The sequence below is a fragment of the Marivirga aurantiaca genome (genome assembly GCF_016679925.1).
Taxonomy (GTDB): domain Bacteria; phylum Bacteroidota; class Bacteroidia; order Cytophagales; family Cyclobacteriaceae; genus Marivirga; species Marivirga aurantiaca.
This window is the reverse complement of sequence record NZ_JAEQBW010000001.1, coordinates 887,126-909,144: the sequence shown is the minus strand read 5'-3', so window position 1 is coordinate 909,144 and position 22,019 is coordinate 887,126. Positions and strand designations below refer to the sequence as shown.

At 36.7% G+C, this 22,019-nt stretch carries 19 protein-coding genes; 12 read left to right on the top strand and 7 right to left on the bottom strand.

Features of this window, described 5'->3' with window-relative positions; translation table 11 throughout:
• Positions 1-3 precede the first annotated feature (3 nt).
• A complete protein-coding gene (locus JKA74_RS03880; protein WP_201429838.1) occupies positions 4-1,383 on the bottom strand; it encodes a UDP-N-acetylmuramate--L-alanine ligase in 1,380 nt (459 codons plus the stop codon).
• Between the two features lie 182 nt (positions 1,384-1,565).
• On the opposite strand from JKA74_RS03880, the gene dnaB reads away from it, so the two are divergent.
• The 4 genes from dnaB to JKA74_RS03860 all read left to right on the top strand — a co-directional run bounded on the left by dnaB (position 1,566) and on the right by JKA74_RS03860 (position 6,587).
• Positions 1,566-3,128, top strand: a complete 1,563-nt coding sequence (dnaB, locus tag JKA74_RS03875) for a replicative DNA helicase (protein WP_201429837.1) — start codon at positions 1,566-1,568, stop codon at positions 3,126-3,128.
• A 49-nt stretch (positions 3,129-3,177) separates the two neighbouring features.
• Positions 3,178-4,170: a zinc-binding dehydrogenase gene (locus JKA74_RS03870; RefSeq protein ID WP_201429836.1), complete on the top strand. Its 993-nt coding sequence runs from the start codon at positions 3,178-3,180 to the stop codon at positions 4,168-4,170.
• A 92-nt stretch (positions 4,171-4,262) separates the two neighbouring features.
• On the top strand, positions 4,263-5,075 hold the full coding sequence (locus tag JKA74_RS03865; RefSeq protein ID WP_236587488.1) for a LytTR family DNA-binding domain-containing protein: 813 nt from the start codon (positions 4,263-4,265) through the stop codon (positions 5,073-5,075).
• 264 nt (positions 5,076-5,339) lie between these two features.
• Complete coding sequence (locus JKA74_RS03860; protein ID WP_201429834.1) at positions 5,340-6,587, top strand: sterol desaturase family protein; 1,248 nt, start codon at positions 5,340-5,342, stop codon at positions 6,585-6,587.
• A 72-nt stretch (positions 6,588-6,659) separates the two neighbouring features.
• Here the strand turns inward: JKA74_RS03860 and JKA74_RS03855 are convergent, their stop codons facing one another.
• The gene (locus tag JKA74_RS03855) at positions 6,660-7,913 is read right to left on the bottom strand and encodes a cystathionine gamma-synthase family protein (RefSeq protein ID WP_201429833.1); all 1,254 of its coding nucleotides are present in this window, start codon (positions 7,911-7,913) and stop codon (positions 6,660-6,662) included.
• Between the two features lie 116 nt (positions 7,914-8,029).
• On the opposite strand from JKA74_RS03855, the gene JKA74_RS03850 reads away from it, so the two are divergent.
• The 5 genes from JKA74_RS03850 (at position 8,030) to JKA74_RS20935 (ending at position 11,237) form a co-directional block, all read left to right on the top strand.
• Positions 8,030-8,527 (top strand): Lrp/AsnC family transcriptional regulator, encoded by a 498-nt coding sequence (locus tag JKA74_RS03850; RefSeq protein WP_201429832.1) that lies wholly within the window; start codon positions 8,030-8,032, stop codon positions 8,525-8,527.
• Positions 8,528-8,701: 174 nt separating this feature from the next.
• Positions 8,702-9,091 carry a rhodanese-like domain-containing protein gene (locus JKA74_RS03845; RefSeq protein ID WP_201429831.1) on the top strand — a complete coding sequence of 130 codons (390 nt, stop codon included), beginning with the start codon at positions 8,702-8,704 and terminating at the stop codon, positions 9,089-9,091.
• Positions 9,088-9,843, top strand: coding sequence for an EI24 domain-containing protein (locus JKA74_RS03840; protein WP_201429830.1), 756 nt, complete (start codon positions 9,088-9,090; stop codon positions 9,841-9,843). The genes JKA74_RS03845 and JKA74_RS03840 overlap by 4 nt, the downstream gene beginning before the upstream one ends.
• 28 nt (positions 9,844-9,871) lie before the next feature.
• The gene (locus tag JKA74_RS03835) at positions 9,872-10,867 is read left to right on the top strand and encodes an aldehyde dehydrogenase family protein (protein WP_317193554.1); all 996 of its coding nucleotides are present in this window, start codon (positions 9,872-9,874) and stop codon (positions 10,865-10,867) included.
• 10 nt (positions 10,868-10,877) lie between these two features.
• Complete coding sequence (locus tag JKA74_RS20935; protein WP_317193553.1) at positions 10,878-11,237, top strand: aldehyde dehydrogenase family protein; 360 nt, start codon at positions 10,878-10,880, stop codon at positions 11,235-11,237.
• 134 nt (positions 11,238-11,371) lie between these two features.
• Here JKA74_RS20935 and JKA74_RS03830 read toward each other — a convergent pair whose 3' ends face one another.
• Entirely contained in the window at positions 11,372-13,534 is a 2,163-nt protein-coding gene (locus tag JKA74_RS03830; protein ID WP_201429829.1) for a glutamine synthetase III family protein, read from the bottom strand.
• Positions 13,535-14,182: 648 nt separating this feature from the next.
• Between JKA74_RS03830 and mtaB the strand changes: the two genes are divergently transcribed.
• Complete coding sequence (gene mtaB / locus JKA74_RS03825; protein ID WP_201429828.1) at positions 14,183-15,505, top strand: tRNA (N(6)-L-threonylcarbamoyladenosine(37)-C(2))-methylthiotransferase MtaB; 1,323 nt, start codon at positions 14,183-14,185, stop codon at positions 15,503-15,505.
• Positions 15,506-15,514: 9 nt separating this feature from the next.
• Here mtaB and JKA74_RS03820 read toward each other — a convergent pair whose 3' ends face one another.
• From JKA74_RS03820 to JKA74_RS03805, 4 genes are all read right to left on the bottom strand, one after another.
• A complete protein-coding gene (locus tag JKA74_RS03820; protein WP_201429827.1) occupies positions 15,515-16,093 on the bottom strand; it encodes a hypothetical protein in 579 nt (192 codons plus the stop codon).
• A 181-nt stretch (positions 16,094-16,274) separates the two neighbouring features.
• On the bottom strand, positions 16,275-17,312 hold the full coding sequence (locus JKA74_RS03815) for a vWA domain-containing protein (RefSeq protein ID WP_201429826.1): 1,038 nt from the start codon (positions 17,310-17,312) through the stop codon (positions 16,275-16,277).
• On the bottom strand, positions 17,302-18,183 hold the full coding sequence (locus JKA74_RS03810) for a hypothetical protein (protein ID WP_201429825.1): 882 nt from the start codon (positions 18,181-18,183) through the stop codon (positions 17,302-17,304). The genes JKA74_RS03815 and JKA74_RS03810 overlap by 11 nt, the downstream gene beginning before the upstream one ends.
• 1 nt (position 18,184) lies before the next feature.
• Complete coding sequence (locus tag JKA74_RS03805) at positions 18,185-19,063, bottom strand: DUF58 domain-containing protein (RefSeq protein ID WP_201429824.1); 879 nt, start codon at positions 19,061-19,063, stop codon at positions 18,185-18,187.
• A 148-nt stretch (positions 19,064-19,211) separates the two neighbouring features.
• Between JKA74_RS03805 and JKA74_RS03800 the strand changes: the two genes are divergently transcribed.
• Entirely contained in the window at positions 19,212-19,589 is a 378-nt protein-coding gene (locus tag JKA74_RS03800; protein ID WP_201429823.1) for a DUF4296 domain-containing protein, read from the top strand.
• Positions 19,586-21,988: an endonuclease MutS2 gene (locus tag JKA74_RS03795; RefSeq protein ID WP_201429822.1), complete on the top strand. Its 2,403-nt coding sequence runs from the start codon at positions 19,586-19,588 to the stop codon at positions 21,986-21,988. Before JKA74_RS03800 ends, JKA74_RS03795 begins: the two co-directional genes overlap by 4 nt.
• Positions 21,989-22,019: the final 31 nt, after the last annotated feature.

Genomic DNA, 22,019 nt, shown 5'->3' with positions numbered 1-22,019 from the left:
AATTTATGAGACTAGTTCGTGTGCAATAGTTTTAAAATTGATATGGTTAAAATGACCTGAGCTTAAAAAAGCAAAAGCACATTGGGCATGGGATTTTTTAAAGGTAAGCATAGCATTTACCAATTGGTCGGTATCATCAAAATATTTAAGATCATTTTGATCGAATGCCTTTCTCAAATCCTCTTCAGTGAAAGGTTTCCCGTCTTTTAATTTCAAGTTAGCCGGATTTACATAAATGAAAGCCTGATCGCAATTTTTTAAAGTACCTTTATACTGCTTCAAATAATCGGGATCCAGACTGCTGAAAGTATGGAGCTCATAAGCAACGCATAACTTCTTGTCCGGAAACTGATGGTGCATTGCATCTACAGTAGCTACTAATTTTGACGGGGCGTGGGCATAATCCTTATACACCAGATGACCATTTGCTTCATCAAGTAAAGTCAATCGATTGGCAGCACCTTTAAAGGAAGCAATAGCCTCATAAAATGTATTGACTTTGATGCCTATTAGCTTACATACTTCAAAAGCAGCACTTATATTTTGAAGATTATGTTTACCAAATATTTTAATTGGCACATTCCCATGATCCTTGGTTACTAAAATTGTTTTACCGTCAACAATTTTAGAGTTATGTGCTGAATAGGGTGATTTGCGAACATCTTCCCTTTCCTTTGAGCCTACAATGTTAGCCAATGCATCCTCCTCACAATAAATCAATGATCCTGCTTTAGGGGTTTTATCTGCAAATTCATCAAATTGCTGTGTATAATCATCCATCGTAGGGAATACATTTTTATGATCCCATTCAATTCCGGAAATCACACCTATGTGATGGTCGTATTTTAGAAATTTTGGCACCGGATCAATCTTTGAAGACAAATACTCGTCCCCTTCAATAACAATGATGGGGGCAGAAGAAATGGATACTGTCAAATCAAAGCCTTCCAATTCCGCACCTACCAGGTAATCAAAAGGTTTGCCTGCATGTTTGAGCACATGCATGATCATAGAAGTAATTGTACTCTTCCCATGGCTTCCTCCAATCACTATCCTTTGTTTATTCTCGGATAGCTTTTTGATAAATTCAGGAAAAGAATAAATATTCAATCCTAATTCACGAGCTTTTAATAATTCAGGATTATCTTTTTGGGCATGCATGCCCAAAATTATCGCATCAAGTTCCGGAGTAATTTGTTCCGGATGCCAGCCAGCCTCCGGTTTAATTCCTGCTTTAGCTAATTTACTGGCAGCAGGTTCATAAATTTCGTCATCGGATCCACTTACCTGAATTCCTTTTTGATGAAGTGCCAAAGCTAAGTTATGCATCACACTTCCTCCAATTGCGATAAAATGTACTTTCTTAATATTTTCTAAATTCATTTGATTTGCGTTGAATATCCAAAAATATAATAAAGTTAGTGGCTCGGCAAATTAAACTTGGCTTTTCGATGTTGATAACCTGTGGAAAACTTGTCGGAAACTTGGACAGTTTTGTGTATTCTTAATGAATTTAATAAATTAGCTTTGTTAGCTTTTCAAAGTAGAAAATTAACGTAGGGGAAATGGAATCTAAAAAATCAACTGGGCCGAGACTAGGCTATAAATCAAAAAAAGCCGAATTTGGGGATAATCTAGGCAAAATACCCCCCCAGGCGGTTGATTTGGAAGAAGCAGTTCTTGGTGCTTTGATGCTCGAAAAAGATGCCCTGACAAGTGTAATTGACATATTAAAACCTGAAAGTTTCTACAAAGGAGCCAATGAGGAAATTTATAAAGCAATAGTTTCACTTTTCAACAATTCAGAACCTGTTGATTTATTAACTGTAACCAATCAACTCCGAAAAACAGGTAAACTGGAAATTGTTGGAGGTTCTTACTACATCACAGAACTTACTTCAAGGGTAAACTCCGCTGCCAATATTGAATACCATGCAAGAATTATTGCTGAACAGGCTATCAAAAGACAGTTGATTAAAATTTCCGGAGAAATTCAGAATGATGCCTATGAAGACACCATGGATGTTTTCGATTTATTGGACCGTACAGAGCAAGAGTTGTTTGAAGTCACCAATTCCAACATCAAAAAGAACTACGCTGATATGCACTCTTTAATGAAAGAGGCATTCCGTGAACTGGAAGAAAGAAGGAACCATAAAGACGGACTTACAGGTGTACCTACCGGTTTCTCTGCATTGGACCGTGTAACATCGGGTTGGCAAAAATCCGATATGGTGATTATTGCTGCAAGACCAGGTATGGGTAAAACTGCTTTTATAGTTTCAGCTTTAAGAAATGCAGCGGTTGATTTCAAACAACCAGTAGCCATATTTTCCCTTGAGATGTCTTCTGTTCAGTTGGTTAACAGACTTATTTCTGCAGAAGCTGAATTGGACAGTGAAAAAATCAAAAAAGGCCAGCTTGCTGATCACGAATGGCAACAATTGGTTTATAAAACGGCCAGCCTTACGGAAGCTCCCATCTTTATTGATGATACACCTGCCCTATCCATTTTGGAGTTACGTGCCAAGTGTAGGAGATTAAAACAACAGCATGACATACAACTGGTTGTAATCGATTATTTGCAATTGATGTCAGGTGACACTTCCAAAGGTGGAGGAAGCGGAGGAAACAGGGAACAGGAAATTGCTTCTATTTCCAGGGCTTTAAAAAACATTGCAAAAGAATTAAGTGTACCGGTTATTGCCCTTTCGCAGTTAAGTCGTGCGGTGGAAACACGTGGTGGAGATAAAAGACCTCAGCTATCCGATTTGAGGGAATCAGGTTCTATTGAGCAAGATGCAGATATGGTAATGTTTCTTTATAGACCTGAATATTACGGTATCACGGAAGATGAAAATGGACTTTCCACAGCCAATGTAGGTGAAGTAATTATTGCTAAGCACAGGAATGGTTCATTGGAAACTGTTCCATTGAAATTTATTGGCCGTTTTACCAAATTCTCAGATTTGGATTCCCCGGGAATGCAGGCAAGTGGCCCTGGTTATGGTACTACTTTCCCATCGGCTGCCGGTGTTCCCTCCGACTTTGAGGTTCCAGGAGCAATTACTCTCCCAAGCAAAGCCAATGGAAATACGGATAACGATACTGATGAGGCTCCGTTTTAAGATCAATAAGATATAAGAAATTAAATTCCTGTAACCCTAAACAAAATCCATGAAGGCCCTAATATTAGATGCACCTAATGAGCTAAAAATTGTTGAAAGGAATATTCCAAAGCCTCAATCAGGTGAAGTGTTGGTGAAAATAAAGGCTATGGCACTTAACCACCGAGACCAGTTTATTAGAGAGGGGAAGTATCCGGGTATTAAAAGTGGTGTAATTTTAGGTGCGGATGCTTGTGGTGAAATAGTCGAATTAGGTAATTCAGTAACAAAAAAATGGCTTGAAAAAAAAGTATTGATCAACCCCAATATAAACTGGGGCAATAATCCTTTGGTGCAGTCAAAAGAATATCACATCATGGGCACTCCCACTGATGGTGTATTTGCAGAATACGTAAGCATTGCAACAGATCGCCTTGCAGAAAAACCTGATTTCCTGAGTGACACAGAAGCCGCGGCTCTTCCTTTAGGTGGCATGACAGCATTTCGTGCTGTATTTCATCATGGTCAGTTAAAGGAAGGGCAAAATGTATTGATTTCAGGAGTTGGTGGTGGTGTAGCCCAGTTTGCCTTTCAATTTGCCTTAGCTATTGGAGCCAATGTTTTTGTAACCTCCGGAGATGCATCAAAGAGAGAAAAAGCCATAAAATATGGAGCCAGAAATGCCTACAACTACAAAGATGAAGAATGGACTACTCAGGCTAAAAAAGAGGTGGGTGGTTTTGATTTAGTGATTGATAGTGCAGGCGGTGATGCCATTAATGACCACATCAAATTAATGAATCCGGCAGGTAGAATTGTATTTTACGGAGCTACCTTAGGCAAACCCAAATCATTGGATGTACACCGTATGTTTTGGAACCAAATTACTCTGCAAGGCTCCACCATGGCCAATGATGAAGAATTCCTTCAAATGGTTCAGTTTGTTGAAGAGCATAAAATAAAACCCATAGTAGATTCCATTACTCCTTTCCAAAATATTGTAGAAGCTTTTGACAAAATAAAAGCAGGCGCACAATTCGGGAAATTAGTGATAGAAATATAAGCGTATCTTACCATAATTCCTCTGTAAATTTTTTCAAAATATCCAACAGTATCTGTAGTTTTCCTTTTACTAAATTTATGTATCTTGAAAGTATGGATAATAATATACTATATAGAAAGCATCCCTGGATTTATTCATTGAAAAAAAGAATATCCCTCAGTTTAATGCTTGCATTATTAGTGATTTTTATCCTTATTTTTCTGAAACCCTTTGATACCGGGGAAAAACAACTGCCGTATAAAAACCTGATGTTGGCAGGCTATGGCATATGCATCTTATTGGCTGACCTATTATTAATTTTAATAGAAAGATTGTGGGTTCTAAAGATGGAGAAAAGATGGTTAATAGGTTTTGAGCTTATCTATCTGGCAGGTTTATTTTTTATCTCTTCAATTTTAATTTATTGCTATGACCTCACTATCACTAAACAAACATCCATTACCTGGGATTATCTATTAAGCTTTAGCTACAAGTTCATCGTACCATTTGCCATATTGTTATTACCTGTTGTGGCCTATTTTAGGTACTTAAATGGAAAAATTCTATCTCCGGAACGCTTAAGAAACCCTATTATTCATTTAAGTGGACAAAACAAGGATGACAATTTGAAAATCCCTTTACAACAACTACTGTGTATCAAAGCTGAAGATAATTACATTCGCATCATTTATATTGATGATAAAAAACAAGTACGTGAAACCTTAATGAGAAATACGCTATCCGAAATTGCCAGGCAAATCAATGGTTTGATTTACTGTCATCGTTCATATTTAATAGCGCCTTGGCAGATTCAACAAGTTGTTGGAAATAAACAAAAAGCCCATCTCATTTTAAATCACTATCTCAAGGAAGTACCTTTATCTTCTGCTCATTATACCTCCATCAAAAAGGGGATTTCAACATAAATTCACCCCGAAAAGATTACTATTTCGCCACAATAGCTTTCATTCATCCCGAAAATTCATCCACCTGCCACTTTTGTTTTTACTCAAAAACTGGTTTTACTAACTTAATTAGCTCGATTAATCACGAAATATACTAAAAGTCATGAAATAGTCATAAACGCAGCATACCAACCGAGCATGAATATTAAAAGTAAGTGTGACGGTTTTCAGGTATTCTGACAGCTGAACTATTCCATGTGGTAAATAAAAACAAATTATATACACATGAATATCTATGCTTACATCACACCCATTGTAGTACTATTGTTTCTTCTTGAAATAATAATTACTGTTCGTATTAAAAAGAAAAATTATCCATTTCAGGATACAATGACAAATCTTGGAACAGGTATTGGTAACCAGTGCATCAATTTAGCTGTCGCTTTTTTTGTATACAAATGGTATGGCTTTTTATATGAAATAACACCATTACGGATTGAAGCTACATGGTTTACTCTTATTCTATTATTGTTGCTACAGGATTTTATTTTCTATTGGTTTCACCGCCTAGGCCATTCCATTAACATCTTTTGGGCCGCTCATATGGCGCACCATTCATCAGAGGAGATGAATTTATCGGTAGGTATCAGGGCCAGTTTTACACAGCGACTGTTTCAATTTCTTTTCTTCGATTGGATACTTGTAGTCATAGGATTCTCACCAGAAATAGTTTATGCAGTGGCTGCTGTGCATTTACTTTTAGCTTACTGGCACCATACTTCCCTGATCAAGAAAATGGGTTGGTTTGAACGTTTTTTCGTTACCCCCTCCCACCATAGGGTTCATCATGGTGTTAATCCCCAGTATATCGATAAAAATTATTCTGAGTTCCTTATTATTTGGGATAAAATGTTTGGTTCCTATGAACCTGAAGAAGAGGAAGTATGCTATGGTGTTACCCATCCTCCTAAGACATGGCATCCCATTAGCCTGAATTTTCAATTTTGGAGACAATTATGGGAAGACGCAAAGAATACGAGTAGTTATTGGGATAAAGTACGGCTATGGTTTATGCCCACTGGTTGGAGACCTGCTGACCTGGTGACGGAGCCTATTCCGGAAGTAATTGGTTATAATAAATCCAAACAGACAAAATATATAAGTGAGCCTCTGGAAAAGAGTAAAAATTATTTGATTGTACAATTAATTTTAGGAATGGTATATATGTCGTACACCATTAATATGGAATTACCCTTTAGCTTTTGGGAGCGATTTTTACTTTCATCCGGTTTGTTCATGATGATCATCAGCTGGAGCGGTATTTTGGAATCAAAACCATGGGCACTTGCTATGGAAGTAAGCAGGATTCTTTTTATGGCCTTTGCAATGATATTTGTACTGCATCAATCCGGTATATCTTCATTTTCTAACTGGAGTACATTTCTTATACTAATCTTAAGTGGTATCAGCATCTCTTATGCCAGCTTTCATTTTAGAAAAGCTAAAAGTACCAGTACAAACTTAAGTAGTTAGAGTTTCCTGGTCATAAAAAAGCCATCAGTATTAATTCTGTACTGATGGCTTCTATTGAATGATTTTGACCATTTAAACCTTATCCAATGCCTGTCCAATATCCCAAATCAGATCTTTGGCATCCTCTACTCCAACGGAAATTCTGATCAATTTTTCTGTAATAGAAACTTCTTTTCTCAAATGTTCATCTACATCCGAATGAGTCATTGTGTCAGGATGTTCGGCTAGCGACTCTGTACTTCCTAAACTTACCGCCAGCTTGATCAGTTTCATGCTATTCAGAAACCTGAAGGCTTCCTTCTCTCCTCCCTTTACATCAAAGGCAATCATAGCGCCATTAGAAGTACATTGTTTTTTGAAAATCTCGTATTGTCTTCCATCTTCAGGTTTTAAATTACCCAAATAGTACACTTTCTCCACTTTAGGGTGGGTATTCAGAAACTCAGCTACTACTTCAGCATTCTGAGCTTGTTTTTCCATCCTTATTTTCAAAGTTTCAAGACTTCTCATTAGTAACCACCCAGTATGAGGGCCCGCCATATTGCCCATGAAAGTACGAAATCCTTTCACTCTTTTCATTAATTCAGCAGACCCGAGGCAGGCACCTGCAACTAGATCGCTATGTCCTCCAATATATTTGGTGGCGGAATAGATCACCATATCAGCACCTAATTGCAAAGGGTGTTGCCATACTGGCCCCATGTAAGTATTGTCAACACCTATATATACAGGTGCATCTTCAGTCTGTAATTCATTGGCAATTTCGCGAAACATCCCTATATCCACTAAAGCATTTGTCGGATTGGCCGGAGTTTCCAAATAGATGAAAGAAATTTTATCTTTTAATCCACTCTTCTCTAATTTCTCCATCACCATGGCTTTATCTTCAAAAGGAGTAACACCTATACAATTAATACCAAATTTAGGCAGCACTTTAGTAATGAAATGATCAGTACCTCCATAAACAGGCATAGAATATAACACTACATCACCAGGCTTTGTAAATTCCATTAGCATACTACTAATAGCTCCCATACCACTTTCGAAAATGGCTGCATCTTCAGCCCCATCCCAAAGACATAGTCGGTTTTCAGTTATTTGTAGGTTAGGATTATTGAGCCTGCTATATATCAACCCCAATTCTTCATCAGCATTTTTTTCCCTTTTGCCATAAGCTACCTCAAAAAAGGCTTTACCATCCTCAGCTTTCTTGAAGCAAAAAGTAGAAGTCTGAAAAATAGGACATTTTATAGCGCCTTCTGATAATTCAGGCTTATAACCAAATGACATCATCTGGCTTTCGGGAGAAAAGATATGTTCACTCATAATTTCTGTATTTTTTTACAAAACTAGAATATATATCTTGTATATTTATTATCTTAGATTAATCACCTATAATTATTTAAAAACAAAGAAAATAAACTTATCAATCCTAAAAAAATATGTGGGAAACCGAAAATCATTCTACTATCAGGCTGGATGAAGTTGATTTAAAAATCATACGTCAGTTACAGAGCAACGCAAGAATTACAAATAAGGATTTGGCGGCACAACTTAATCTTACAACAACACCCATATACGAGCGAGTAAAAAGACTAGAGAAAATGGGCGTAATTAATTCCTATGTGGCATTAATCAATCCGGTTAAAGTAGGCAAAGGATTAATGGCATTGTGCATGGTGCGACTGGAAAAACATACCAAGGATAAGCTGGCGGCTTTTGAAAAACATGTAGCTAATATTCCTGAAGTAGTGGAATGTTACCACCTGGCAGGGCAATATGATTATCATTTAAAAATATTAGTGAGGGACATGAATACCTTTCAGGATTTTATTGTGAATAAGCTTTCCACTAATGAGAATCTTGCTAATGTACAAAGTTCTTTTGTGATGTCTAAAATTACCGATACTACAGCAATACCGATGTTAAGAAACAGTTAATTTAATTTCTTTTGAACTAAAAAAGGACAATAGAAACACCATTTAATTTCCGGTATTAGACAATTTCCCTTGTACATTTTTCATAAAATGCCCTAATTACATGTTATGCCATTTACTAGAAAACTATTAGCTATTAATTAAGTATAATAGGTACTAACTCTTAAAGCAACAGAAATGAAAACCAGATTAATCATGATACTTGCCTTCTTACCAATTTTAGCTTGCGTTCAGCATAGCATTGGTGAAATAACTGTTGATGAACTCAGGCAAATCAACTTTTCCAATAATAAAGATACTGTACTATTGGATGTTCGTACAGCAAAAGAATATAACTTCTCCAGTATTGAAAACAGCCTAAATATTGATTTATTAGAAACAGATTCTTTTATCCGTTCTATTAACCAGTTAGATAAATCCAGGCATTATTTGGTGATATGCAGATCAGGTAGTCGAAGTTTAGCTGCTATAGAAAAAATGAAAGAAATGGGATTCAAAAACCTGTCGAATGTAATAGGTGGCATGATGGCATGGGAAGAAAAGGAATTTCCAACTGTTAAACAATGATAAAATTTATTAAAGAAGTTGGTAAGAGCTTCTCTGCCTATATTTCTGCTTTAAGATTTATAAACCAAAATAAGATGTGGCCTTATATCATAGGTGCTGCATTTTTCAATTTGTTTGCTTTCATTTTTGTAGGCATTGTGGCCTGGCTTTACACCGGCAACCTGATTGATTGGCTGTATTCATTTATGAACCTCCCCCCGGACTGGAAAGAATGGACGGGTTTAGTTCAAATTGCCCTAAGCATTTTTATCAGAATTCTATTGTTCCTTATCTATTTGAATCTATTTAAATACATCATCTTGTTTATTTTTGCACCTGTGCTGGCATTTATATCAGAGAAAACTCAAAACATCTTACATAAGGAAAGTAGAACATTAAAACTACATCATGTGGTGCGTGATATTATCAGGGGAATGTTTATTGCCATTATTTTGATTAGTTTACAAGTAGTAAGTTGGTTATTACTGGTATTATTATGTATTAGCTTACCCCTTTTAGCACCTTTTTATGCCATCCTATTATTCCTCATTGAGAGCTTTTTCTTTGGGGCTTCCATGATGGACTACCGCAATGAATACTTTGGTTTATCAGTAAAAGAAAGTCTCATCAGGATTTTTCGACATAAAGGTATTGCATTCGGCAACGGTTTTTGTTTAAACCTGTTAATATTAATACCTGTTTTGGGTGTACTGTTTGGCCCTTCCTTAGCCGTTATTTCAGCAGCTATTGCATCCAACAGAACACTTGAATAATAAATTTGAACTACAAAAAATTTATTTTATGGCAATTGAATCTAAGAATCCATTGACAAATGTTGTAGAGAAATCTTTTGAAGAAGAAACAAATAGTGCTATCAATGAAAAATTAAATAAAGCGGAGGCTGCTTATAAAGATTGGAAGCAAACCAGCTTTGAGCATAGAAGTAAATTAATGAATAAAGCAGCCGAGGTGCTTAAACAAAATAAAGTGCTCTACGCAAATATCATCACCCTGGAAATGGGGAAAACAACCAAAGAAGCCATTTCTGAAATAGAAAAGTGTGCCCTTTGCTGTGAATATTATGCTGAAAATGCAGAAACATTTCTAGCAGATTCCCCTTTGGAAGTACCTTCAGGAAAAGCCTATATAGCTCATGATCCTTTGGGTATTGTGCTGGCCATTATGCCATGGAATTTCCCTTTTTGGCAACTTTTTCGCTTTGCTGCACCGAGTTTAATGGCTGGTAATGTTGGTTTACTAAAACATGCCTCAAATGTGCCGCAATGTTCATTGGCCATACAAGAAGTTTTTCAGGAGGCAGGGTTTCCAGAGGGTTGTTTTCAATCACTGCTTATTGGGTCCGGCAAAGTAAATGATATTATTGATGATGAGAGAGTGAAGGCAGTTACCCTAACAGGTAGTGAAGGTGCCGGAATTAAAGTAGCTGAAAGAGCTGCCAAAAACCTTAAGAAAACGGTTTTGGAGTTAGGAGGAAGTGATCCTTTTATCGTGTTGGCAGATGCCGACTTAAAAAAGGCCGCAAAAACAGGGGCGAAATCAAGGATGATCAATAATGGACAAAGCTGTATTGCTGCTAAAAGATTTATCATTTTAGAAGAAATTGCTGATGAATTTTTAAGATTGTTTAAATCTGAATTACAGGCACTTAACATAGGCGATCCAACATACGAAACAGTTGATTATGGACCAATGGCTTCTGAAGATTTTGCCAATAGTCTTTTGAAGCAAGTGAAAGAATCTGTTGAAAAAGGTGCAGAAATAATACTTGGAGGTTAAAAGACCTGCCATGGAAGGCGCATTTTTTGAACCTACCATTTTATCTAATGTAAAACCTGGGATGCCTGCTTATGAGGAAGAGCTATTTGGCCCCGTAGCAATCGTTATTATAGTCAAAAACGAAGAAGATGCCATCAATATAGCCAACGACTCAAAGTTTGGCCTGGGTGGTTCTGTATGGTCTCAGGATATAGAAAAAGCCAAAAAATTTGTACGAAAGGTAGAAAGTGGTGCTGTTTATATCAATAAATTAATGGCTTCACATCCGGCCGTGCCATTTGGTGGTGTAAAGAAAAGCGGATACGGAAGGGAACTCTCTCACCTTGGTATTAAGGAATTTGTTAACCAGAAATCTATTTGGATCGATTAAAGGAAAAAGTGTAGAGGTGTTTTTGAGTTAATGGGAATAAGTTATACCAAATCAAAATAACAAACATTATTGGAGATAAAAAAAACGTGCAATTTTGCAACTGCACGTTTTTTAAATTTAATTCGAACATTCTATTATCTTAAAAACAACAATTCTCTGTATTTTGGCAATGGCCATAATTCATCATCAACATATAGCTCCAATTTATCGACAGCATATCTGATTTTATCAAAATAAGCTTCTTTAACTTCATCGCAATACTTGTTGGTTCTTTCCTGATGATCTTCAATTTCATTGAGTTCTTTACGCTTTTCAATCATTTCATGCACCAGAGTTCTTAGATCTTTAGTATAACCGCTGATTAATTGAATATTCTTAACAATTTCAGAATTATCCAGATTCAAATCACTTAAATTTTTAGCATTCTGAGCTAAAGTGTTTTGATACTTTACAGCAGTAGGTATAATTTGATTTAAAGCTATATCACCCATTAAACGTGATTCAATCTGGATTTTCATCATATAGTTTTCCAGATAAATTTCATTCCTTGCTTCCAGTTCCTGCGGAGTCATTACTTTATGCCTTAGGAACAAATCTTTAGATTTTTTAGAAACAAAAGCTTCAATAGCTCTTGGTGTATTTTTAATATTAGGCAAACCACGTTTTTCTGCTTCATTTGCCCACTCTTCAGAATAACCATCTCCTTCAAATCTAACTTTTTTAGATTCTTTGATATATTGTCTAAGAATGTTAACAATAGCAATTTTTTTATCTGTGCCTTTGTCCATCTCTTTTTTAACGGCCTTATGAAATTCCGTTAACTGTTCAGCCATAATCAAATTTAATACGGCCATAGGCTGCGCCACGTTCTGATCCGATCCTACTGCGCGAAACTCAAATTTATTCCCTGTAAAAGCAAAAGGGGAAGTTCTGTTTCTATCTGTATTGTCCATGATGATATTAGGTATTTTATCTATACCTAATTTCATATACATATTATCGCCTTTATCAATTTTAATATTACCTTTTTCTTCCAGTTCGTTAAGCACCGCAGTTAATTCAGAACCTATAAAAACAGACATGATAGCTGGTGGTGCTTCATTAGCTCCTAGCCTATGATCATTACCTGCAGAAGCAATTGAGGCTCTTAACAAATCTCCATTATCAGCAACTGCTTTAATGGTGTTTACTAAGAATACCAGAAACAATAAGTTTTCACGGGCACTGTTACTTGGCTGGAATAAATTCACACCAGTATTAGTCAATAATGACCAGTTATTATGTTTCCCACTTCCATTTAGGCCTGCAAAAGGCTTTTCATGAAATAGAACCTGTAAATCATGTCGCTCAGCCACTCTTTTCATAACATCCATCATTAAACTGTTATGATCTGTAGCCACATTGATATCCTCAAAAAGTGGTGCTACTTCAAACTGGCTGGGAGCTACTTCATTATGGCGCGTACTAACAGGAATGCCCAGTTTCAAGGATTCAATTTCAAAATCCTTCATATAGTTATAAATCCTGCTTGGTATAGCTCCGAAGTAATGATCATCCAACTGCTGCCCTCTTGCCGGATTATGTCCAAAAAGCGTTCTGCCAGAAAGCATTAAATCAGGTCTGGCCGAATAAAGTGCTTTATCAATCACAAAATACTCTTGCTCAACACCTAATGATGCGCTTACTTTCACTACATTTCTGTCGAATAACTGCACTACCTTGGTAGCTGCTTTATCAACCGCTTCAACAGCCTTTAATAAAGGCGCTTTATGATCTAAAGACTCTCCTGTATAAGAAACAAATATTGTAGGGATACACAAAGTTCTGCCCCACACAAATATAGGTGAAGAAGGATCCCAGGCGGTATAACCTCTTGCCTCGAAAGTGGTTCTTAAACCACCATTGGGAAAAGAGGAAGCGTCCGGTTCCTGTTGAACCAGCATAGAACCTTCAAATACCTCAATCCCTTTTTTAGCATTGAAAAATGAATCGTGTTTTTCAGCAGTAGCTCCCGTTAAAGGCTGGAACCAGTGCGTATAATGGGTTACGCCTTTAGTCATGGCCCATGATTTCACTGCAGAAGCAATTTGATCAGCCATATCCATATCTATCCTTTTTCCTTTGTCGATAGCATGGTTTACTTTCTTAAAAACATCAGGAGCCAAAGCGGCTTTCATTTGATCTAAAGAAAAGACATCAGTTTGAAAATATTCAGAAATTTTGTTAGATGGTGCTTCAATACGTTCAGTTGTTCTTTTTTGAACGATATCGAGTGCATTAAAACGAATATGAGCCATTTTTATGTTTTTGGTTTAATTTCGAATCAAATTTAATTAAAATTTTGCAACTTTTAATTTTGAAGGGTTATTTTTTAAGCAAATTGTTAAAAAATAATATTATCATGATAAAATTGAGCTTAATTTAAAACTTCACACCAAAAACAGCTCCTCAAAAGCCGGATATTAACCCATCTTTACTTATTTCTACAGAAACATTAATAATGGAATAGTTATGAACCGACACTGTAATAAATAAACAATTCCCTCAGCCGTGGTTCGTGTCTCACGAAACACAAATACCCAACAGATTGCTTTGCATGAATTCCGTTGAGACGGAATAGCATGCTCGCAATAACCAGTGGAAGCCAATTCCGGTACCGACCTGTGACCTAACCAAAGCATGTGGCTTCAAACACTCATCCCAGCTCAGACCTTCTTCTAAATAGGGTTGGATTTGCATCAGACCAGCTCCTAGGAGTGACATACCGTGTTTATATCCTGTTAAATAAGCACGAAATTTTTAATGGGAGTTTAGTTTGGAAGCCAAAATTTTTCTGAAGTTTACTACGAATTTAAAGTCTATCTTAGGTTAATAATACTCCATTGTTTTACTAAACTAAATAAAGCCTTAACTTTGCGCCCTCTTAAGAAAGTAATAAATCAAGAATGAATAAAAAGGTCGCATTTTACACACTAGGCTGCAAGCTTAATTTTTCTGAGACATCTTCTATTTCCAGGATGTTTGAAGGCAGGGGCTACGAAAAGGTTGAATTTCAGGATAGGCCTGACATTTTCATTATCAACACCTGTTCCGTAACGGAAAATGCAGACAAAAAGTGTAAGAAGATTGTGAAAGAGGCCAAAAAGATCAATCCCAACGGATTTGTGACCATTATTGGTTGCTATGCTCAATTGAAGCCTAAGGAGATATCTGAAATAAAAGGAGTGGATGCTGTATTAGGTGCTGCCGAAAAATTTCAATTAATTGATAAATTAGATGGTTTCACTAAAAAAGACAAGCCACAGGTATTGGCCTCCGACATTAATGAAGCCAAAACATTTAATAATGCTTTTTCCATTAATGATAGAACCCGAACTTTCTTAAAAGTACAGGATGGCTGTAACTACCATTGCGCTTTTTGTACCATTCCATTAGCAAGAGGTAAAAGTCGTAGTGACACCATTGCCAATATTGTGAAAAGTGCAAAAGAAATTGCTATAAATGAGGTGAAAGAAATAGTGCTTACCGGTGTGAACACTGGTGATTTCGGAATACAGGAAGGCAAAAGAAAAGAACGCTTTGTTGATTTGGTAAAAGCTTTGGATGAAGTAGAAGGAATCGATCGGTTTAGAATATCCAGTATTGAGCCTAATTTATTGACTAATGAGATCATAGAATTTGTGGCACAATCCAAAAGGTTTGTCCCTCATTTTCATATTCCGCTTCAAAGTGGGAGCAATAAAATATTACGCACTATGCGAAGACGCTATTTACGGGAATTGTATGAAGATCGTGTAGCTAAAATTAAATCTTTGATGCCCCAATGTTGCATTGGGGTAGACGTAATTGTAGGTTTTCCCGGAGAGACTGATGAGGATTTTATGGATACTTATCATTTCTTAAAAGAGTTGCCTATCTCCTATTTACATGTATTCACCTACTCTGAAAGAGTCAACACTACGGCCAGTGAAATGGAGGAGGTAGTACCTTTGAAAGTAAGAAACAAAAGATCTAAAATGCTTCGGAGTCTTTCTGAAAAGATGAAACGTGCTTTTTATGAAGAAAATGTAGGGCGGGAAGATGTTGTGCTTTTTGAAAATGACATCAAAGATGGTTTAATGGAAGGCTTCACCAATAATTATGTGCGAGTGGTGGCAAAATATGATCCTATAATGGTAAATGAGCTGAAAACAGTAAAACTTTCAGGGATTTCCCATGATGGACTAATGGAAGTTACTGAGGCTAATCAGGAAGTTTTTGCACATTGACAGAAGGCCCTACTTATTATCTTCTTTCTGGTTGAGTGTTTTATCAAACCATTCTTGTCGTTTTTCTCTTCTCTCTTCGCGCAACTTCCTTCTTTCCTTTCTACGCTTTTTCTTAGCTCTGACCTTTTTACGCTTCTCCCGAGTGTCTTTACTGATTACATAGTGTATCGAAAAAGCTCCCGGAAGTGCAAACCAGTCTTCATGTTGAAAATGATAGGCTGGTTTGAAATCAGCTGAAATCGTAATAGGGATAGCAGGTAATTTAAGTTCAAGCCCTGCCATCATATCTACACCATAAGTCATACCGAAATCTTTCAAATTACCTACATGCGCACCTACTCCTAAATATAGATTTAATCCTTTACCTATAATATTAATATGATATTTAGGCAATAAGGTGGCCTGAACTTCGTCTGCGCCAAATTCAACCATTAATTCAGCCGTAGTCTGTTTGATAATTTGCTGTCTCAGGCTAATCCCAAATTGCTTTTCTCCAAATCGAATTCCTGCTGCTGTGCCGTATTTTTGTGAGGATGCCGTAAATGGTAAGAATGGGATTAGGAAAAACAGAAAAAGGATTGCTCTCATCGGCTTAAGAACGATCACAATTAGAAATTATTTGAAAATAAAGACCCTGAGTAAGAGGATGCATAAATTGCTAGGTAATTCTATTTAGAAATATAGTTTCAATATCCCAACTTAGCTCATAATCTTGAAATCCACATTTTAAAATAACTGAACATATTGAAATCCCCTGCAATATTTACTTTTAATCAACAAGGATATTACTAAAGAAAGTAGATTTAGTAAACAACCACAATAACAAAAACAAAATTGCCCACTTTAGGTACACATCATAGTAGGCTTTGGTATCCTTGTAACGGGTTTCTTTGATTTCTGCTTTTTCATATTGATCTATAGTCTCAAATACTTTCACCAATGCTTCATTGTCTTCTGCCCTGTAAAATTCACCTTCTCCGATTTTCGCTATTTCTTTCAAACCGCTTACATCCATACTGTTTTCAATATAACGGGTACGCCCAAAGAAATCCTTGCCATAGGGTACTTTTCCTTCTTTCCCAATCGCAATAGTGTATATCTTTATATCATAAGCATTGGCTAGTTTGGCAGCAGTAAGCGGATCTATATTTCCTGCATTATTATCTCCATCACTTAACAGAATCAATACCTTGGATTTTGTTTCCGATTCCAGCATACGATTAGTACCTACTGCCAATGCACTTCCAATAGCTGTTCCAGAACTTTCTATCATTTTGAAATCAATGTCATCAATATAGCTTTTCAATAGTTCATAATCAGTAGTTAAAGGAGATAATGAATAAGCCTCACCACTAAATATTACCAACCCAATCCTGTCCTGAAACCTACCGCCAATGAAATTATTGGCTACATCTTTTGCAGCTTCCAACCTGTTGGGAGAAAAATCTTCTATTTTCATGGATTCTGAAATATCCATTACCAACATGATGTCAATCCCCTCAGTCCATTGCTCAACACGCTCATTTGTGAGCTGGGGCCTTGCCAAAGCCAACAACATTAATAATGCCGATACCAATAATAATAGAATAGGAATAACTCTTAAAATAGCAGAAAAATCATTGGTTAAGGTGTCTTTTTTTAAAGCAATGGGTATTTTAGGGCTTAATCTTCCCTTTATCCACTCAACTAAAAAATAGATAATTGGCAGTATGATCATTGCATAGAACAACCATGGATATTCATATTCGAAGTTCTTGAGGGTTTCCGGATAAAACCACGATAAACTAAACCAATCGCTACTTTGCATGTGCCTGTAATTCTTTTATGCGCTCGTTAAAAATATAATCAGCATACCCAATCAAAAATTCAAAAGCTGCTGAAAGGTTATCATTTTTAGCTGAAGAATAGATACTTCTGTCCATTTGTTTCAAATTCTGATACAAATCTTCATCCTGATGAAGTGAATGGATTTCCTTAGTCGTTAATTTTGCATATGGTTTTAAACTGATTTTTTCCAGATGATTTTTCCAACGAAACAGTAACTTCTCTACCTCATCAACTTGTGGGTGCTCAGCCTGAGGTTTAAATTGTTCCAGAAATTTACGGTGCTTACGCTCTAATTGCCAAATCTTCCATTTCAAACGAATTTTCTTTCCGAAAAACACAATAATCAGGACGATTAATATAAGAATAACAATGACAATGGCAATTAAAAGCGGGTAATTAAATTCCTTATCAGTAACGGCTAAATTAGTATCAGTTTTTAAGCTCAACGTATCGCTCACTATAGGAATCATTTCCTGTAAGAAAATACTATCTACAGAAGTAAAACGTCTTAAACTATCTTTACCTTGAATGACAAAAACTGGAAGGCGCAATGTTTGCAGCTCCTCAATTTCATAGCTCGCCAAAGTAAAAACAGCGCTATCATAACTCATCAGACTGTCCGTTCTTGTTGGAAAATAGGTTTTGGACCGAAATTCGAAAGGATAAAAATTATAAGTTGAATCAGGGAACAATAATTGTTGATCTAACGGATAACTAACGGACAAACTAAATTGCACCTTCTCTCCCAGTGCCATGCTGTCCTGCAAGAATTGACCTTTAGGCCTAATTTCCTGTGCCTCTGCCCAATGTCCTGCTATAAAAATCAGCACCCAAAATATTTTTATCCTCATGCTATGCTTTCTTTTTACTGCGGTTTCTGATAGTAAATAATTTCATTAACCCGGGTACAAAATCCTCTTGTGTATCAATCAGCACATAATCCGCTTGATTTCTTTTACAGATATCTTTTAAAAGTTCTGACTGGTCCTTATTGCTTTCTCTATATCTATTTTTAAATGCACTACTGGAAGTATTCACCCATCTGACCTTCCCTGTCTCCTTATCACGTAACGGTACAATGCCCAACATGGGCAAATCCGTTTCCAGTCTGTCTTTCATATGGATGACTACCAAATCGTGTTTGCGGGCCAAAGCTTTCAGGTGATCCTGATAACCATCATCCACAAAATCACTGATAACAAAAACAACGCTTCTTCGCTTTAAAATACCCATCAAGTAACTCAATGCTTTATCAAGATTGGTTCCAGGTGATTGTGCTTTTAAACCAAATAACTGGCTAATCGCATAATACCCATGTTTTTGCCCTTTGCCTGCTTTAATAAACAATTCCCGTTGGTCAGAATAACAAATCATACCTACCTGGCTTCCTTCTTTAAGGGCCGATAAAGTGAGCACACCCGCGACTTCTTTAGCAATATCTACTTTTTGCTGACCTTCAGTGCCAATTTCCTGTGAAGCACTGACATCCACCAGGAAATAAACACTCTGTTCTTTGTCTTCTTTGAAAGTTTTCACGAAAGTTCCGTGTCCTTTTGCAGAAACATTCCAATCAATGGTGCGCACATCATCTCCATATTGGTACAGGCGCACATCATCAAACTCCAGACCAGAACCCTTAAATACAGAATGAAAATCTCCCTGCATCTGGTTATTGACCGCTTTCCTGATCCTTATTTCGTATTTTCGAAGCTTTTTAAACAGCTCCCTCATATATGGTTTGTTAAAATCATGAAAAATAAATTGAAACTAATCTTCAACATAGAGAACGAAAGAAAGTACGATAATTGTTTTTCACAGTTGTCTGAAATAGCTTTGGCAATAATTTTGTATAGTCAAAAGCAAATTACCATAAAAATAAATGAGAAATCTTAGTTATCTAGTCGCAATATTAATAATAGTTTCTTGTACACAAAAGAATGAAGTGCCTAAAGGTGTTCTTCCTCCTGAAAAAATGGCCAATATTCTTTCTGAAATTTATATCGCAGAAAATAAAGTATCCAATATTGGGCTAAGGCATGATTCCTCAAAAGTAGTGATGCGCCATTATGAATTAAAGATTTTTGATGACAATAACACCACTGATTCCATCTATAAGGAAAGTTTTGCCTATTATTTAGAAAACCCGACCAAACTTGAGGCTGTATATGATATAGTAATTGATAGCATGAGCTTGAAAGAGCAAGTGATAGAGGCCAACAGAAAAAAAGCACTTACAAAAGATAAGACAGCAATATGATTTTACCTGTTGACTTTGAGCAACGAATTGGTTTTGATAAAATCAGGACTTACATAAAAGAAGCTTGTATTAGCACTCTCGGTCAGCAAGTAGCTGACAAAATGGCTTTTTTGTCAAATTTTGACAAAGTCAATCATCTTTTGATTCAAACTCATGAATTTAAAAACATACTTCAATCCGGAGAATATTTTCCTTCCGGAAATTTTATAGATGTTAGCCCATTTTTAAAAAGAACAAAAGTTGGCAATACCTTTCTGACAGAAGAGGAATTTTTCGACCTGAAATTAAGTCTTAAGACAATTTTAGCATGTATCTCCTTTTTTGATGAATATGAAGAAGACTATCCTACCCTATTCCAATTAAGGAAATCTGTAGAGTTGGATGAATCATTATACAAAGCCATAGATGAAAAAATTGATGAACGAGGCGAGCTCCGAAATAATGCCAGCAGTGAATTACAGGAGATAAGAACCAGGATTTTTAAAGTACAGGCACAATTACGGAGAACTACTGAACAGATTTACCGCCAGGCCTCACAGAATGGTTTTACTCCGGAAGATGCCTCTGTTACCATCCGGGATGGAAGATTGGTAATACCTGTGCTGGCTGAATATAAAAGACGTATAAAGGGATTTATTCATGATCAGTCAGCCACAGGTCAAACAGTTTATATTGAGCCCTCCGAAGCCCTGGAAATGAATAATGAGGTTCGGGAATTGCAATATGAGGAACGAAGGGAAATTGTCAGAATTCTTACTGCTCTCACCAATAAAGTGAGGCCTGAACTCCCCAATTTGGAAAAAGCATATCGATTTTTGGGAATTGTGGATTTCATTAGGGCCAAAGCCAGGTTTTCTATGCAAATAAGTGCCTATATGCCTATTGTGGAAAACAAAAGGATACTTCACTTTAAAAAAGCAGAACACCCGCTTTTAAAGCTAAGCCTGGCCGAATCCGGTAAAAAAGTAACACCTCTTAACATTCACTTAAATGCCGATAAGCGCATATTGATTATTTCAGGGCCCAACGCAGGTGGTAAATCGGTGGCGCTAAAAAGTGTGGGCCTGTTACAGTACATGCTGCAATGCGGCCTTTTAATTCCTGTACAGCCTGATAGTACTTGTGGTATCTTCCAAAGGTTATTTATAGATATTGGGGATCAGCAAAGCATTGAAAACGATTTGAGTACTTACAGCTCTCATTTGCAAAACATGAAAAACTTTTTGCAGGAGGGAAATAAACAAACATTATTTTTAATTGATGAATTTGGTACAGGAACAGAGCCCCGCTTTGGAGGAGCCATTGCAGAATCAATCCTGGAAAGGCTCTATAGCATGAAAGCCTTTGGTGTGATTACCACCCACTATGATAATATAAAGAATTTTGCACAGACACATCCCAATGTAGAAAATGGTGCAATGAAGTTTGATGAACGTCATTTGGAGCCGCTATATGAATTGGAAATAGGCAAGCCCGGCAGCTCCTTTGCATTGGAAGTAGCCGAGAAAATGGGAATCCCTCATGAGTTGATTGAGGCTGCCAAAGGCAAAATAGGTCAGGAAAGAGTGAATTATGACAAATTATTGAATGACCTTGGTAAAGAAAAAAGGCAACTTGAGCAAAAGCTAAGGGAAATCCAGAAAAAAGAAATTACCCTGGATAAAAGCTCAAAAGATTATGAAGAATTGAATGCTTTTATAAATGAGCAAAAGAAATCAATTATTATTGAAGCTAAACAAGAGGCAAAATCCATTTTAAAAGAAGCTAATAAACGAGTTGAGCAGGCTATAAGGGAGATTAAAGAATCTCAGGCAGATAAAGTAAAAACCCAACAAGCCAGAGAACAACTTAGGAGCTTTGAAAGCAAAGTAGAGCTTACACCTCATGAAAAACAAAAAACAAAATCTGCCCCAAAAGATATTTACAAACCTGCAAAAGGCGACATCAAGGCCGGAGATTTTGTACAGATAAAAGGACAGGACACCATAGGTGAAGTATTGTCTGTTGGTACCAGGGAAGCTGAAATAATGCTGGGGGATTTAAAGTCCAAAATAAAGCTCAACAGACTGGAAAGGATGTCCAAAAATGCGGTAAAGAAAGAACTCAAAAAATCTTATTCCGGTAGCTCAACAGGCATGATAGAGCGATCCACCAACTTTCGTCAGCAGTTGGATGTGCGCGGAAAAAGAGCGGAGGAAGCCATCAGTTTAGTGGATAAATTCATTGATGATGCACTGGTGTTGGGTTATCCGGAGGTAAGCATTTTACACGGCCGTGGTGATGGCATACTCAGGAAGTTTATCAGGGATTATTTAAGACAATACAATTATGTGAAGTCGCTTAAAAATGAGCATGAAGAAAGAGGGGGTGATGGAATAACTTTGGTAGAGTTAGGGTGAGAATGTATTGAAAAGAAATAAGAAATTAGTT

Coding starts and splice junctions, on each gene's coding strand:
- JKA74_RS03880 (WP_201429838.1), bottom strand. CDS start 1,383: ATGAATTTAGAAAATATTAAGAAAGTACATTTTATCGCAATTGGAGGA.
- dnaB (WP_201429837.1), top strand. CDS start 1,566: ATGGAATCTAAAAAATCAACTGGGCCGAGACTAGGCTATAAATCAAAA.
- JKA74_RS03870 (WP_201429836.1), top strand. CDS start 3,178: ATGAAGGCCCTAATATTAGATGCACCTAATGAGCTAAAAATTGTTGAA.
- JKA74_RS03865 (WP_236587488.1), top strand. CDS start 4,263: ATGGATAATAATATACTATATAGAAAGCATCCCTGGATTTATTCATTG.
- JKA74_RS03860 (WP_201429834.1), top strand. CDS start 5,340: ATGAATATCTATGCTTACATCACACCCATTGTAGTACTATTGTTTCTT.
- JKA74_RS03855 (WP_201429833.1), bottom strand. CDS start 7,913: ATGAGTGAACATATCTTTTCTCCCGAAAGCCAGATGATGTCATTTGGT.
- JKA74_RS03850 (WP_201429832.1), top strand. CDS start 8,030: ATGTGGGAAACCGAAAATCATTCTACTATCAGGCTGGATGAAGTTGAT.
- JKA74_RS03845 (WP_201429831.1), top strand. CDS start 8,702: ATGAAAACCAGATTAATCATGATACTTGCCTTCTTACCAATTTTAGCT.
- JKA74_RS03840 (WP_201429830.1), top strand. CDS start 9,088: ATGATAAAATTTATTAAAGAAGTTGGTAAGAGCTTCTCTGCCTATATT.
- JKA74_RS03835 (WP_317193554.1), top strand. CDS start 9,872: ATGGCAATTGAATCTAAGAATCCATTGACAAATGTTGTAGAGAAATCT.
- JKA74_RS20935 (WP_317193553.1), top strand. CDS start 10,878: ATGGAAGGCGCATTTTTTGAACCTACCATTTTATCTAATGTAAAACCT.
- JKA74_RS03830 (WP_201429829.1), bottom strand. CDS start 13,534: ATGGCTCATATTCGTTTTAATGCACTCGATATCGTTCAAAAAAGAACA.
- mtaB (WP_201429828.1), top strand. CDS start 14,183: ATGAATAAAAAGGTCGCATTTTACACACTAGGCTGCAAGCTTAATTTT.
- JKA74_RS03820 (WP_201429827.1), bottom strand. CDS start 16,093: ATGAGAGCAATCCTTTTTCTGTTTTTCCTAATCCCATTCTTACCATTT.
- JKA74_RS03815 (WP_201429826.1), bottom strand. CDS start 17,312: ATGCAAAGTAGCGATTGGTTTAGTTTATCGTGGTTTTATCCGGAAACC.
- JKA74_RS03810 (WP_201429825.1), bottom strand. CDS start 18,183: ATGAGGATAAAAATATTTTGGGTGCTGATTTTTATAGCAGGACATTGG.
- JKA74_RS03805 (WP_201429824.1), bottom strand. CDS start 19,063: ATGAGGGAGCTGTTTAAAAAGCTTCGAAAATACGAAATAAGGATCAGG.
- JKA74_RS03800 (WP_201429823.1), top strand. CDS start 19,212: ATGAGAAATCTTAGTTATCTAGTCGCAATATTAATAATAGTTTCTTGT.
- JKA74_RS03795 (WP_201429822.1), top strand. CDS start 19,586: ATGATTTTACCTGTTGACTTTGAGCAACGAATTGGTTTTGATAAAATC.